Raw genomic sequence first — 13,376 nt, forward strand, 5'->3', positions numbered from 1 at the left:
ACGGGATGTGATGGACGCCATTCCTCCACGCGTGGCATCGTCCACACACTCTTGCGCACACCGGACCTTCTGCGCACCCTGGAGAGGAAGGTCAAGAGAAGGCAAGGTACTGTCGTCGGGACACAAAGCCGTTCCGGAGCGCCCCGAGGCGCTCGTGACCGAGCCATCGCCCGACATCATTCCCCCGCGGGAGACCGCGGAGAGCGACGAGAGGAGAACGCATGCGCCGACGGACACACCGAGTCCTCGCCCCCCTGGCCGCGACGACAGCCGGCCTGATGACCTGCCTCTCCCTCGCCGTCGCGCCCGCCGCGGTCGCGGACCCCGACCCCGCCCCGACCACGGAGCCGACCACCACGACCACTCCGTCGCCGTCCCCGGACGAGACGACCTCCAGCGAGCCCGCCGAACCGACCTCGACTCTGGAGCCCACCTCGACCGAGACCGGATCGCCGAGCGCCACGACGACCGCACCGTCGACGCCTCCGCAGCACTCGACGACCCCGGCGCCGAGCAGCCCGACTTCGACCGGCGGCCAGACGCCGACCAGCGGCGCCCCCACGAGCACCTCGGCCACGCCCTCGTCGACGACGACCCCGGCGCCCACGAGCACGACCCCCTCGGAGACCGGCACCGAGCAGCCCGAGAGCACCACCACCTCGCGGACGCCCCCGCCGACCACGCCAACCTCCACGACCTCCGAGCAGCGGGTCGAGACGACCACGCCGAGCGCGACGCCGTCGCAGGCTCCGGCCACCCAGAGCACCACGCCCACCGAAGCTCCCCGCACCACGGAGCAGCCCACCACGGAGGCGTCGACCCAGACGGCCGAGAAGAGCTCCAAGGACTCCACCACATCGACCTCGATGGGCGCGGTCCCGGTGACCACCACCCCGGCCGGTGACTCCGGCAACGGCTTCCCGAACCTCCTCGAGGCGTTCACGACCAACGACGGAACGGCCTTCGGCAAGCTCCGTCAGGTGCTCATGCTGACCTTCGGCGTCGGATTCCTGACGGCCGCCGGGTTCATCGCCGCAACCTGGCACAGCCGCCGCGTGACCGCCCGCGCCGAGCACCCGACCTCGGGCCACGGACGTCGCCGGATCGACATCAGGAACCTCTTCGGCCGCTCCTGATCCGAGCTGTCCACCGCAGCGGGACGTGGACCATCGCGCCCACGCCTGCTCGGCGACGGGAGAGGGTGGCTCAGGCCTCGCGGCGGCCGCGCTCGCGGAGCAGGCCCCGGATGTACAGCACGAGACTGGGCAACGCCTTCTCCATGTGCAGCACCGTGCGGTCGAAGGCCTTCTGCCCCTCGTACCAGGGATCCGGCACCCCGAGGTCCTCCTCGCGGGCATTGGCCGGTGCCGCCGGGTCGAACTGGCGCCACAGGTAGACCTCCGGCCGCGGCTCCCCCTCGGGGATCTGCGCGACCTTGCGGCGCATCGCCTCGGCGTGCTCCTTGGTCATCGGCAGCACGAGGTCCCAGGTCGACATCTCCGACTGGTGGATCACCCGCGCTGTGTGCACGAACGGCTTGACGTAGCCGGCGTGCTCGAGAGCCAGCACCGTCCGCTCGTCCATCGGCCTGCCGTCGGAGTCCCAGCTGGTGCCGCCGGACTCCACCTCGACCTGATCGGCCAGCCCGGCGAGCTCCAGGCTGCGCCGGAGGATCACCGCGGCGGCGGGTGAGCGGCAGACGTTGCCGGTGCACACGGTCAGGACGCGGAGTTTGGACACGTGAGCATTGTCCCAGGGACGCCGCCCCGATGCGAGTCCGCTCCGCGTTCCGGATCCGTCGCGGGGCCCGCGAGGGAGGCGACCGGTGGGCTGCCGCCCCCGTTCGGGACATCCGACATGTCGGACAGCGGACGTCCGGCATGTCCGTCACGGACCACCCCGGGCCAGGCACGCTTCGCACCGGGGCCATGACTGTGGCAAGGTGGGAGCGACAGTGCGCGGGATCCTCCCGTCCTTCGTGGTGTGCACGGCCTCGTCGCCGGCACGATCGACAACGAGAAAGGGCACGCCATGGCCGACATCATCCAGGCCCACGACGACGACTGGTCGCTCGTGCGCGAGATCCGCCTCCGCTCGCTGAGCTCCGACCCGCAGGCCTTCGGGCAGAGCTGGGAGAAGGAGTCCGCGTACGACGAGGCCGAGTGGCGCTCGCGCGTCCAGGAGGCCGCCTGGTTCCTCGCCATCGACGACGAGGTCCCCGTGGCCCTCGTGGCCAGCCGGCACGAAGAGGACTCCCCCGCCAACGAGCGCGAGCTCCAGGCCATGTGGGTCAGCCCCGGCAGCCGCAAGGGCGGGATCGCCCAGAAGCTCGCCGACGCGGTGTTCAGCTGGGCCTCCGCCGACGGCGGCGACACGGTGACCCTGTACGTGGGCCCTACCAACGCCCCGGCCCGCAAGCTCTACGACGCCCTGGGCTTCACCGACACCGGCGACCGCTGGGTGCTCGACGAGGATGACCCCGACGGCGCCTGGATCAAGATGTCCCGCGCTCTCTGAGCGCCCGGATCCCGTCATGCCCCTGATCTCGCGGCCGGACCGCGCGTGCCGGTGAGCAGCACCCCCTCCTCGACGTTCGCGACCGACGGCGACCGTCCGCACTGGGCGGCCCGGATCGAGAACACCAAGAACCGGATCACCACCAGGGCCCTGCGCACCATCGGCTGGGACGTCCGGATCCAGCCGTACACCGGATACGGCACCCCCAGCCGGATCCGGGTGCTGGCCAAGGTGCTGTACGCGGCGCCCCGCACGCCCGCCGACTACCACGACCAGCCCGTGCACGACATGCGCACGATGGCCGTCCGCGGCTTCCGCAGCTTCACCTCGCAGTGCGTCCCGTACGCCCGCGTGCGCATCATCGCCGGCGGCCAGGAGTTCACCGTCCGCGCGGACCGCTCCGGGATCGTCGACACCGTGCTCGATGTCGCCCTGCCCGTCGGCACCCACGAGATCGTCGTGTCCACCCACGCCGGCAACGAGGTGACCGCCGAGGTCGTGGTCTACGACCCGCGGCCCGGGATCGGCGTGGTCAGCGACATCGACGACACCGTCATGGTGACGTGGCTGCCACGGCCCCTCCTCGCGTTCTGGAACGCCTTCGTGATCCACCAGTCCTCGCGCAAGGTGGTGCGGGGCATGCCCCTGCTCTACCAGGAGATCGTGCGCCACCACCCCGGCCTCCCGTTCGTCTACCTGTCCACGGGTGCCTGGAACGTGTTCCCGGTGCTGCGCCGGTTCCTCTACAAGAACGGCTACCCCGACGGGCCCATGCTGCTCACGGACTGGGGGCCCACCAACACCGGGATCTTCCGTTCGGGGATGGACCACAAGGACCGCTCCCTGCGGATGCTCGCCGAGGCGCTGCCGGAGATCCGCTGGCTGCTGGTCGGGGACGACGGGCAGCACGACCCCGAGATCTACGGCCGCTTCCGCGCCGAGCACCCCGAGCACGTCGCGGGCATCGCGATCCGCCAGCTCACCGACACCGAGCAGGTGCTGTCCCACGGGTCGCGGCGCGCCGCCGGCTCCGGGCTGCCAGCCGACGGGACCCGCCCCGAGCGTGCCTTCGCAGCCCCCGACGGCTTCGGTCTGCTCGAGGAGCTGCGCGAGGCGGGGTTCCTGCCGTGACCGAGCGCTCCACGCTCCGTCCGGGCGCCGTGCCGCGGCGGGTCGGCATCCGCCGTGCCGTCCCGGCCGATGCGCAGGCGGCGCACACCGTCGTCGAGGCCGCGTACCGCGGCACCGGGACCGACGGCGTCGGCTGGACCACCGAGGCGCACCTCGTCGAGGGCGCCCGCAGCAGCGTGCGCGACATCGAGGATCTCATCGCCGACCCCGCGGTCACGGTGCTGGTCGCCGAACGGCCCGACGAGGGGGACGACGCGACGGATCGGGGGCGGCTCGTGGGCTGCTGCTACGTCCACCGACCGCGGGCCGGGGGCGGCCCGGCGGAGTTCGGCCTGTTCGCGGTCGATCCGCGGGTGCAGTCCGGCGGGATCGGACGGGCGCTGCTGAAGGCCTCGGTGGACCAGGTGCGGGCCGACGGCGCGAGCACCCTGGAGATCACGGTGCTGCAGTCCCGGCCCGAGCTGCGCGCCTGGTACGAGCGGCGCGGCTTCGTCGCCACCGGCGAGAGCCGCCCCTTCCCCGGCCACGACCAGCGCCTGCGGATCGAAGGTCTGGGCATGGACGTGCTGGTGAGACGCCTTGACGTCTGATCGCGGGGCACCCCCTGCGACCTGCCGCCGCGGCTAGGCTCGTCGCATGAGCACCTCTTCATACACGCCCGACCCCGACCGCTACCTCGCCGGCGCCTTCCGCCGCGCCGGCAGCTCCGGAGTGCTGCTGCCGCCCATCTCCCTGGGCCTGTGGCAGAACTTCGGCGGCGATCGGGAGCTCGCGACGCAGCGCGCCATCGTGCGCCGCGCCTTCGACCTGGGCGTGACCCACCTGGACCTCGCCAACAACTACGGCCCGCCGCCCGGCAGCGCCGAGTCGAACCTCGGGCAGATCCTCCGCGCGGACTTCTCCGCCCACCGCGACGAGCTGTTCATCTCCACCAAGGCCGGATACACGATGTGGCCCGGCCCCTACGGCGACCACGGCTCCCGCAAGTACCTGCTGTCCTCCCTGGACCAGTCGCTGGGCCGTCTGGGCCTGGACCACGTGGACGTCTTCTACCACCACCGCGAGGACCCGGAGACGCCGCTCGAGGAGACGATGGGCGCCCTCGCAGACGCCGTCCGCTCCGGGCGCGCCCTGTATGCCGGGATCTCCAACTACTCCCCTGAGCGCACCCGCGAGGCCGCCCGGATCCTCGCCTCGCTGGGCACTCCCCTGCTGCTGCACCAGCCGTCGTACTCGATGTTCAACCGTCATGTCGAGCGCGGGCTGCTCGCGGTGCTCGACGAGATCGGGGTGGGCGCCGCCGTGTTCTCGCCGCTGCAGCAGGGTCTGCTGACCGACCGCTACCTCCGGGGCGTCCCGAAGGACTCACGTGCCGCCGGCGGCGGGTTCCTGTCCTCGGACCAGGCCTCCGACGAGCTCTACCTCGAGCGGGTCAGGGTGCTCCAGGGGATCGCCGAGGACCGCGGGCAGAGCATCGCCCAGCTCGCGCTGGCCTGGGTGCTGCGGCATCGTGCGGTCACCACCGCGCTGGTGGGCGCCTCGAGCGTGGCCCAGCTCGAGGCCAACGTCGCCGCCCGGGAGAACCTCGACTTCGGGGACGACGAGCTCGCGGCGATCGACGCGGTCGCGATCGACGGGACGGGCGCGCGGCGCTGAGCGCCCCTCACAGCACCGAGTCGAGGAACCCCTTCAAGCGATCCGACCGCGGGTGCTCGATGACCTGCGACGGCGGTCCCTGCTCGAGGATCTCGCCGTCGGCCATGAACACGACGTTGTCGGCGACCTCACGGGCGAAGCCCATCTCGTGGGTCACCACGACCATGGTCATGCCGCCCTCGGCGAGGTCCTTGAGCACGGTCAGCACCTCGGCCACGAGCTCGGGATCCAGGGCCGAGGTGGGCTCGTCGAACAGCATGAGCTCGGGGTCCATCGCCAGCGCCCGGGCGATCGCGACGCGCTGCTGCTGACCTCCGGAGAGCTCCGAGGGATAGTGGTCGGCGCGATCGGCCAGGCCCACCCGGTCCAGGAGCTCACGGGCCCGGGACTCGGCATCGGCCGTGGAGATGCCGCGCACCTGCACGGGTGCCTCCATGACGTTGCCCAGTGCCGTGAGGTGCGGGAACAGGTTGAAGCGCTGGAACACCATGCCCACCCGGGAGCGTTGGGCGGCGATCTCCCGCGGGCGCAGTCGCTGCCAGCGGCCATCGGCCAGGGGCTTCTCCGCGTAGCCCTGGGTGATCCCGCCGATCCGGATGCGTCCGGCCGTGGGCTCCTCGAGCTGGTTGATGCACCGCAGGAGCGTCGACTTTCCTGAGCCCGAGGGGCCGATCAGCACGGTGACCTCGCCCTCGCGGACGCTCAGGTCGTTGCCCCGGAGGACATGGAGGTCGCCGAAGGCCTTGTGCAGCCCCTCGATCTGGATCAGCGGCGCCTGGGCAGGGTCGGTCTCGGCGGGGGCAGCCGCGGCCTGTGGCGTGCTCGCGGGGTCTTGTGTCATCACAGCTCCACCTCCGGGAGGGTGTTCGTGGGGGTCGTGCCGGCGCGGGTGACGGCGGCCTGACGACCGCGCGTGGCGCGGCCGCCGCTGCGGTCGTCGAAGCCGCGTCCGAAGTACCGCTCCAGGTAGTGCTGGCCCACCATGAGGATGCTCGTGATGAGCAGGTACCACAGCGCCGCGACGATGAGCAGCGGCACGGGGGTGAACAGCTTGTTGGCGATCGCGTTGGTCGCGAACGTGAGGTCGAGGGTGAAGGGCACCGCGAGCACGAGCGAGGTGGTCTTGAGCATGCCGATGGTCTCGTTGCCCAGCGGCGGGATGATCACCCGCATCGCCTGCGGGACGATGATGCGCCGCAGGATCCTGCCGTTGCCCATGCCGAGGGCCTTGGCGGCCTCGTCCTGTCCCCTGTCCACCGAGTTCAGGCCCGAGCGGATGATCTCGGCGAGGTAGGCGCCCTCGTTCAGCCCCAGGCCCACGATCGCCGCCAGCAGCGCCGGGAACAGGTCCCGGGTCGAGAGGGAGAACAGCTCGGGTCCGAAGGGCACTCCCAGCGCGAGCCGGGGGACGATCACGGTGAACAGGCCCCAGAACACGAGCTGCGTGTACACCGGGGTGCCGCGGAACACGAAGATGTACGCCCAGGAGACCCCACGCAGCACGGGATTGTCGCTGCGTCGCATGACAGCGGCGGCGAGCGCGACGACGGTGCCCAGCACCATCGAGGCGACCGTGATGAGCAGGGTCCAGCCGACGCCCTGGACCACCTTGACGTCCAGGAAGTACGTCGCGACGGTGGCCCAGTCGAAGACGGGGTTGGTGATCAGGAAGTTCACGAGCGCGAGGACCAGCAGCGCGACGACGACCGCGCTGATCCAGGTGCCCGGGCGCGGGCTCTGCTTGGCGCGGATCCGCCCGGGGATCGCATCGAGGGGGGCAGGGGCTGGAGAGGTGCTCACGGCTGGGGGTCCACTTCCGAGGTGTCGATCATGCCGGACTCGTTGCCCCATGCGGCGAGGATCTCGCGCAGGCGGCCGGAGTCGATGAGGTGCTGCACGGCGCCCCGGACGGCTCGTGCGAGGTCGGGCTGGTCCTTGGCGACCACGATCCCGTTGAGCGCGGAGTCCTCGATGCCGCCGATCTGCTCGAGGGTCCCGCGGGACCGGTCCACCGCGTAGGCGATGACCGGGGAGTCGGCGAGGAGGATGTCCGCCTTGCCACCGGCGGTGGCGGTCGCCGCGTCGGCGTTGCCGGTGTAGGGGAGGTCCGTGACGCCGGCACCTCCGGCGGCGCGGCAGGCGCTGTCGCGCTCGGCCACCACATCGTCCATGTAGGTGCCCACCTGGTGCGCGGCGCGCAGCCCGCACAGGTCCGCCGGATCCACGCCGTAGGGGTTGCCGGTGCGGACCGCGAAGGACATGCCGGCCTGGAAGTAGGAGACCATCGAGACCGCCGCGAGGCGTTCGGGGTTGACGGTGAAGCTCGAGATGCCGACGTCGAACTTCGTGCCGATCGCGGGGATGATCTGGGCGAACACCGCGGACTCGGTGCGGGTGGACAGGCCCAGGACCCGCCCGATCGCCGCCAGGATGTCGATGTCGTAGCCGACGGGCTGACCCTGGTCCCCCACGAACTCCCCGGGCGCGTAGTTCAGGGCGGCGCCGTTGACGAGCTCCCCGCGCTCGCGCAGCGCGGCGGGGACCAACGCGGCGATCTCCTCGACGGCCTGGATGTCCGAGACGTCGACGTGCGGGATCGCGTTCGACTCCGCATCCAGGCGCTCGGAGGCATAGGTGCAGGAGGAGAGGACCGGTGCCGTGCCCGCGAGACCGAGGGCGACGGGGAGCGCGCGCAGGAGCGTGCGGCGCGCCGGGGCCGGCCGCCCGGACCGGGGCGCGGGATCGTGCGGAAGCATTCCGCAATACTATGCATGCGAATGCATATACTTCAAACCGTGGGCGTGGATTCAGACAACCCCGACCCGTGCCCGTATCGTGGACCCATGCCATCGCCGACCGGCCCTGACGACCCCGACAGACCCGAGCATCCCCTGGACCTCCCTCCGGGCCTCCTGACCAGAGCTGATCGCCGGGAGGAGGCGGTGCGCCGATGACCGGGGAGCTCCTCCTCAACATCGGGCTCGTCATCGTGTTCGTGCTGATCGGAGGCGTGTTCGCCGCCACCGAGATGGCGCTCGTGACGCTCCGAGACAGCCAGATCAACTCGATCGCCCAGCGCGGCGCCCGCGGCCAGAAGGTCGCAACCCTGGCCCGCAACCCCAACACCTTCCTGTCCGCCGTGCAGATCGGCGTGACGGTGGCGGGCTTCGCCTCCGCCGCCTACGGCGCCTCCTCGATCGCCCCGGCCGTGGTGCCGGTTCTCGAGGACTGGGGGGTCCCCAGCACGGTCGCCTCGACCACCGCGACCATCGTGCTGACGCTGATCATCGCCTACCTCTCGCTCGTCCTCGGCGAGCTCGCGCCCAAGCGCCTCGCGATCCAGCGCAACGCCCAGTTCGCCTACGTCGTCGCCCCGCCGCTCGGCGTGTTCGCGACGGCCATGCGGCCCGTCATCTGGCTGCTCTCGCGCTCGACGAACGCCGTCGTGCGGATCCTGGGCGGGGACCCGGACAAGGCCTCCGAGGAGATGTCCGACGAGGAGCTGCGCGACATCGTCTCGACCCACGAGGGCCTGCCGGAGGACGAGCGCCGGATGCTCGACGACGTCCTGTCCCTGCGCGGCCGCGAGATCAGCGAGGTCATGCGCCCGCGCCCCGAGGTCGTGGCCGTCGACGGCACGGGCACCGTCACCGACGCCGCCGCGCGCGTCCAGGAGCTGCCGTACTCCCGCTACCCGGTCACGGACTCCTCGATCGACGACATCATCGGGTTCGTCCACGTGCGCGACCTGTTCGACGCCGTGCGGGAGGACCCCCGGCGTCCCGTCACCGAGGTCATGCGGCCCATCGAGTACTACCCCGCGATGGCCCGCGTGCTCCCGACGCTGACCGACATGCGCAAGCAGAACCACCACATCGCCGTCGTCGTCGACGAGTACGGCGGCACCGACGGGATCGTCACCCTCGAGGACATCATCGAGGAGGTCGTCGGGGAGATCTTCGACGAGTACGACGCCGAGGCCCCCGTGCCCGGGCTCGACGGCCAGGGCGGCACGGTCGACGGCCGTCTGAACCTCGCCGACTTCGAGGAGGCGACGGGGATCGAGCTGCCCCAGGGCACCTACGACACCGTCGCCGGGTTCGTGGTCGAGCGCCTGGGCCGGATCCCCGTGGTCGGGGACCTGGTGCGACAGGGCGACGTGACGCTGCGCGTCGAGCGCATGGACCGCCGGCGCGTCGCGAAGCTCGCGGTGGTCCACGAGACGGCCGCCGAGGACACTGCCGACGACGCGACCAAGGAGAGGACGCGATGACCACCCCCGGACCGGACGCCCACGAGGCGACGTCCACGGATGCACCCGCTCCGCGAGGCACGCCGACGGCGGTGGACGCCCTGCGCGCCACGGTGCGCGGCCCGATCCGCACACCCGAGGACCGCGACTTCGAGATGGCCCGCCGCCCGTGGGCCCTGGGGATCGAGCAACCCGTGCGGGCCGTGGTCGACCCGGTCGACGCCGCCGACGTGGCGGCGGTGGTGCGCATCGCGGCCGAGCGCGGCCTCGGTCTGCTCCCCCAGCCGGGCGGGCACGGGGCCACCGGCACCAGCGGCGCCGCGCTGCTCGTGCGCACCCGCTCCCTGACCACGATCGACATCGACCCGGTGACGCGCCGCGCACGGATCGGCGCGGGGGTCCGCGCCGGAGCCCTGCAGAAAGCCGCGGCCGCACACGGCCTGACGGGCCTGCCCGGGGACTCCTCGCTGGTCAGCGCCACCGGGATCGTCCTCGGAGGCGGCCTGAGCTGGTTCGGCCGGGCCTTCGGGTGGGTCTCGGACGCCGTCGTGGCGCTCGACGTGGTCGACGCCGAGGGGCGCCCGCAGCACGTCACGGCCCAGAGCGACCCCGAGCTGTTCTGGGCGCTGCGCGGCGGGGGCGGCGGCCTCGCCGTCGTCACCGGCATCGAGCTGCAGCTGCGGGAGGCACCTGCCCTGCGCGCCGGCCGGATGCTGTGGACCGTGGACCGCACGCCCGCCGTCCTCGAGGCCTTCTGCGCCCTCACCCGCGAGGCCCCGCGGTCCCTCACGGCGTGGCTCACGCGACTGCACCCCGCCGGCGGCGAGCCCCTCGTGGGGATCGACGTCACGGATCTCGAGACCGCGGAGGGCTCTGAGGGCTCTGCGGGCGCCGAGACGCTGCTGGGCGCCCTCGATGCCCTGCCCGCCCCCGAGCTCGACACGCGCGCCGTCCTCACCGCGGACCAGCTCTGGGCACCCTTCGCCGCCCCGCGGATCCCCGCGCGCGGCGTGCTGCGCGGCGAGCTCCTCGACACGGTCGACGAGGCGTCGCTGGCCGCCGCGTTCGAGGTCGCGGAGCACCCGGTGACGAGCCTGCAGGTGCGGCACCTGGGGGGTGCGCTCGCAGATCCCTCCGACTCCCCCCAGGGATCGCTGACCTCGCCGTTCCTGCTGAGCACCTACGCGGTGCCCGATGACGCCGGGATCCCCGGGGTCCAGGCCGCCCACGACCGGATCGCCGCGACCCTGCCGGTGACCGGCAGGCGGCCCGTCACGTTCCTCGCCCCGGGGGACTCGCTCGCCGACGCGCTGCCCGAGGCGTCCCTGGACCGCCTCGCGCGGCTCGCCGCGGAGCGGGATCCGCAGGGGATCATCCGCTCGGACGTCGCCCGCCCCTGGGCCTGACCCTTCAGGGTTCCTGCACGGGCCTCGGTCGCGCGCAGGTGGGTCCGCTCACCCTGGGGCCCGAACAGTGCGAGCACCTCGGCGAGGCTCTCCCCGACGGCACCGAACCAGTGCGGGGTGCGGGTGTCGAACTCCGCGGCCTCGCCGGGGCCGAGCGTGAGGTCGTGGTGCCCGAGGATCACCCGCAGCCGGCCGTCCAGCACGTAGAACCATTCGTAGCCGTCGTGCGTGCGCAGCTCCTCGCGCTGCGGCATGCCTCCCGGCGGCAGGATCAGCTTCATCGCCCGGATCCCGTCGGGACGGTGCGACAGCGCGATCATCGTCCGCCCGTCGTGGTGGACGGGCCGCAGGTGGATGCGGGGATCTCCGAGCGGCGGCGCGTCGACGACGTCGTCGAGCGTGACCCCGTAGAGCTGGGCCAGCGGCAGCAGCAGCTCGAGGGTGGGGCGCCGGGTGCCGGATTCCAGGCGTGACAGCGTCGAGACCGAGATCCCCGTGCGGGCCCCGACCGCGGCGAGCGTGAGGTCCCGCTCCCGCCGCAGGGCGCGCAGGTGGGTTCCCACCCCGGCGAGGGACGTCAGCGGATCCGCGCGCTGCGGCGCGGCGTGCTCGGGCCGTCCGTGCTCGGGCTGTCCGTGCTCGGCCCTGGGGTGCGCGCCGTCCTCGTCCTTGCCGTCGGAGGAGCGGTCGGTCTCGTGAGCCATGTCGGCAGTGTGTCAGGCCCGCAGGGGGTGTGCCGGCGCGCCGGCCTGCGGAGCGACGGCACGGGCTGGTGTCGTCGTGGCGGGCCGCGGACTGCGAGCTGCTGGCGAGGGGCGGGGCGGTGCCTGCTCAGAATCGGGCCAGGTGCTCCTCGAGCTCGCGACGCCGGTTGCGGCGCGGGGTGCCGACCGCGGCGAGCGTCGCCGCGATGGCGGTGGTCAGCGGGATCGCGAGCACCAGACCCGTCGAGGCCACGAGCGTGCGGAACACCTCCGAGGCGATCTCCCCCGAGGAGAGGGTGTCCAGCAGGGGCCGTTCGATCGTGCTGGCGACCAGCAGCGTGGGCAGGGCGGAGCCGATGTACGCGTAGGCCAGCGTGTAGACGGTCGAGGCGATGTGGTCGCGGCCGATCCGCATGGTCGCGGTGAAGATCTCCCAGCGGCTCGCCTCGGGCATCGCCGCCCGCAGCTCCCATGCCGAGGACGCCTGGGTGATGGTGACGTCGTTGAGCGCACCGAGCCCGGAGATCACGACGCCCGCGAGGAAGATCGCGGACAGCGACAGGGTGGGCGTCTGTCCGAACAGCAGCATCGCGGCGTCCCCGTCGGTGCCCGTCATCCCCGAGGGCCGCCCGGCGACCAGTGCCAGCACGACCGTCACCGCGAGCCCTCCGAAGGTGCCCAGGATGGCCGTCGTGGTGCGCACGGAGATGCCGTGCGCGAAGTAGACGCATGGGAAGATCATCGCGGAGCCGCCGACGAGGGCGACCAGCACCGGGTCCTGTCCGCCCAGGATCGCGGGGAACATGAACAGCACGATCACCGCGACGCCCGCGACCAGGCCCACGACCGCCCGCAGACCCCGCCCGCGCGCGACGAGCGCGACGACCACGAGGTACAGGACGAGCAGGAGGCCCAGCGGCACCTTCCGGTCGGCGTCGAAGTAGTAGTAGAGCTCCGGGGCCGCCTCGGCGGTGCCGGACTGCTCCGCCGCTCCCCCGGCGTCCGAGGGAGCGATCGCTCCCCCGTCGCCGGAGGGGGTGAGGGCTCCGCCGCCGTCGGAGGCCGCCTCCCCGGGGACGATGTCCTCGCCGGTGTCGAGTCCCTCGGACCCGGTGTCGCCGGCGGCGGCGTCCGTCTGGCCGCTGGCGTCGGCGACCGACAGCACGCGCAGCCGATCCCCCACGTGCAGTCCGCTCACGGCGATCTCGGGTGGGACCTGCACGGAGACGGTGCGGCCGTCGATGGGATCCGACGTCCCCTCCGCCTGCACGATCATGTTCTGGTCCGGGGCGCGCGCCGCGGGAATCTCCGTGACCGTCACGTGCAGGACCTCGACGCCGGGCGCGAGGAGCTTCTGCGACGGGGCCGCGGACGAGGAGCCCGGCCACAGGACGATCAGCCCCGTGACGGTGGCCGCGAGCAGCGCCAGGGTGAGGGCGAGCAGGACGATCCGCGAGCCGCGAGAGGCATGGATCGCCACGCCGTCGCCGTGCCCGTGCCCGTGCCCGTGCCCGTGGGACGATGCGGCCGGACGTGCGGCAGGCGGTGCGGCGTCCTCGGGGACCTCTCTGCGGCGGCGCCCCCGAGGCCTCTCGGCGGGTGTCGGGTCGGGGTCGCTGCCGGATTCCATGGCTGAACAGTAGGCACCGGGTCCCGCTCGGGACGGCCCGGGACACGCCGGACACAGCACACAGCGTGCGGCGGCGCCTC

General features: G+C 72.5%; 13 protein-coding genes and 1 pseudogene. 7 read left to right on the top strand and 7 right to left on the bottom strand.

The features are described from left to right. Nucleotides 1-91: 91 nt before the first annotated feature. Entirely contained in the window at nt 92-892 is an 801-nt protein-coding gene (locus ACT3TZ_RS12700) for a hypothetical protein (RefSeq protein ID WP_444583795.1), read from the bottom strand. Here ACT3TZ_RS12700 and ACT3TZ_RS12705 point away from each other — a divergent pair. Beyond that, nucleotides 882-1,136 (top strand): hypothetical protein, encoded by a 255-nt coding sequence (locus tag ACT3TZ_RS12705; RefSeq protein ID WP_444583796.1) that lies wholly within the window; start codon nt 882-884, stop codon nt 1,134-1,136. The genes ACT3TZ_RS12700 and ACT3TZ_RS12705 overlap by 11 nt on opposite strands. 70 nt (nt 1,137-1,206) lie before the next feature. Here ACT3TZ_RS12705 and ACT3TZ_RS12710 read toward each other — a convergent pair whose 3' ends face one another. After that, the gene (locus ACT3TZ_RS12710; protein WP_444583797.1) at nt 1,207-1,740 is read right to left on the bottom strand and encodes an arsenate reductase/protein-tyrosine-phosphatase family protein; all 534 of its coding nucleotides are present in this window, start codon (nt 1,738-1,740) and stop codon (nt 1,207-1,209) included. A gap of 291 nt (nt 1,741-2,031) precedes the next feature. Here ACT3TZ_RS12710 and ACT3TZ_RS12715 point away from each other — a divergent pair, with 291 nt between their 5' ends. From ACT3TZ_RS12715 to ACT3TZ_RS12730, 4 genes are read left to right on the top strand one after another with little or no spacing between them, the layout of a single operon-like run. Beyond that, nucleotides 2,032-2,517, top strand: coding sequence for a GNAT family N-acetyltransferase (locus tag ACT3TZ_RS12715; RefSeq protein WP_444583798.1), 486 nt, complete (start codon nt 2,032-2,034; stop codon nt 2,515-2,517). A 51-nt stretch (nt 2,518-2,568) separates the two neighbouring features. Continuing rightward, a complete protein-coding gene (locus tag ACT3TZ_RS12720; protein ID WP_444583799.1) occupies nt 2,569-3,648 on the top strand; it encodes an App1 family protein in 1,080 nt (359 codons plus the stop codon). Further along, entirely contained in the window at nt 3,645-4,238 is a 594-nt protein-coding gene (locus ACT3TZ_RS12725; protein ID WP_444583800.1) for a GNAT family N-acetyltransferase, read from the top strand. The genes ACT3TZ_RS12720 and ACT3TZ_RS12725 overlap by 4 nt, the downstream gene beginning before the upstream one ends. A 46-nt stretch (nt 4,239-4,284) precedes the next feature. Continuing rightward, a complete protein-coding gene (locus ACT3TZ_RS12730) occupies nt 4,285-5,304 on the top strand; it encodes an aldo/keto reductase (RefSeq protein WP_444583801.1) in 1,020 nt (339 codons plus the stop codon). A gap of 7 nt (nt 5,305-5,311) precedes the next feature. Here ACT3TZ_RS12730 and ACT3TZ_RS12735 read toward each other — a convergent pair whose 3' ends face one another. From ACT3TZ_RS12735 to ACT3TZ_RS12745, 3 genes are read right to left on the bottom strand one after another with little or no spacing between them, the layout of a single operon-like run. Continuing rightward, complete coding sequence (locus ACT3TZ_RS12735; protein WP_444583802.1) at nt 5,312-6,145, bottom strand: amino acid ABC transporter ATP-binding protein; 834 nt, start codon at nt 6,143-6,145, stop codon at nt 5,312-5,314. Then, nucleotides 6,145-7,104, bottom strand: a complete 960-nt coding sequence (locus ACT3TZ_RS12740; protein ID WP_444583803.1) for an amino acid ABC transporter permease — start codon at nt 7,102-7,104, stop codon at nt 6,145-6,147. The genes ACT3TZ_RS12735 and ACT3TZ_RS12740 overlap by 1 nt, the downstream gene beginning before the upstream one ends. Further along, on the bottom strand, nt 7,101-8,060 hold the full coding sequence (locus ACT3TZ_RS12745) for a transporter substrate-binding domain-containing protein (protein ID WP_444583804.1): 960 nt from the start codon (nt 8,058-8,060) through the stop codon (nt 7,101-7,103). The genes ACT3TZ_RS12740 and ACT3TZ_RS12745 overlap by 4 nt, the downstream gene beginning before the upstream one ends. 194 nt (nt 8,061-8,254) lie before the next feature. On the opposite strand from ACT3TZ_RS12745, the gene ACT3TZ_RS12750 reads away from it, so the two are divergent. Further along, entirely contained in the window at nt 8,255-9,577 is a 1,323-nt protein-coding gene (locus tag ACT3TZ_RS12750; protein ID WP_444583805.1) for a hemolysin family protein, read from the top strand. Then, complete coding sequence (locus tag ACT3TZ_RS12755) at nt 9,574-10,962, top strand: FAD-binding oxidoreductase (RefSeq protein ID WP_444583806.1); 1,389 nt, start codon at nt 9,574-9,576, stop codon at nt 10,960-10,962. The genes ACT3TZ_RS12750 and ACT3TZ_RS12755 overlap by 4 nt, the downstream gene beginning before the upstream one ends. 77 nt (nt 10,963-11,039) lie before the next feature. On the opposite strand, the pseudogene ACT3TZ_RS12760 reads toward ACT3TZ_RS12755, so the two are convergent. After that, a pseudogene (locus tag ACT3TZ_RS12760) lies at nt 11,040-11,666 on the bottom strand (helix-turn-helix domain-containing protein); the annotation flags it as partial. A gap of 127 nt (nt 11,667-11,793) precedes the next feature. After that, nucleotides 11,794-13,296, bottom strand: coding sequence for a YibE/F family protein (locus ACT3TZ_RS12765; RefSeq protein WP_444583807.1), 1,503 nt, complete (start codon nt 13,294-13,296; stop codon nt 11,794-11,796). Between the last annotated feature and the right edge of the window lie 80 nt (nt 13,297-13,376).

Origin of the sequence: Brachybacterium sp. AOP25-B2-12 (assembly GCF_052378625.1) — a bacterium.
Taxonomy (GTDB): Bacteria; Actinomycetota; Actinomycetes; order Actinomycetales; family Dermabacteraceae; genus Brachybacterium.

Excerpts from the sequence above, each read along its gene's own strand:
- ACT3TZ_RS12730 (WP_444583801.1), top strand. The coding sequence starts at position 4,285 with ATGAGCACCTCTTCATACACGCCCGACCCCGACCGCTACCTCGCCGGC.
- ACT3TZ_RS12715 (WP_444583798.1), top strand. The coding sequence starts at position 2,032 with ATGGCCGACATCATCCAGGCCCACGACGACGACTGGTCGCTCGTGCGC.
- ACT3TZ_RS12750 (WP_444583805.1), top strand. The coding sequence starts at position 8,255 with ATGACCGGGGAGCTCCTCCTCAACATCGGGCTCGTCATCGTGTTCGTG.
- ACT3TZ_RS12755 (WP_444583806.1), top strand. The coding sequence starts at position 9,574 with ATGACCACCCCCGGACCGGACGCCCACGAGGCGACGTCCACGGATGCA.
- ACT3TZ_RS12735 (WP_444583802.1), bottom strand. The coding sequence starts at position 6,145 with ATGACACAAGACCCCGCGAGCACGCCACAGGCCGCGGCTGCCCCCGCC.
- ACT3TZ_RS12765 (WP_444583807.1), bottom strand. The coding sequence starts at position 13,296 with ATGGAATCCGGCAGCGACCCCGACCCGACACCCGCCGAGAGGCCTCGG.
- ACT3TZ_RS12745 (WP_444583804.1), bottom strand. The coding sequence starts at position 8,060 with ATGCTTCCGCACGATCCCGCGCCCCGGTCCGGGCGGCCGGCCCCGGCG.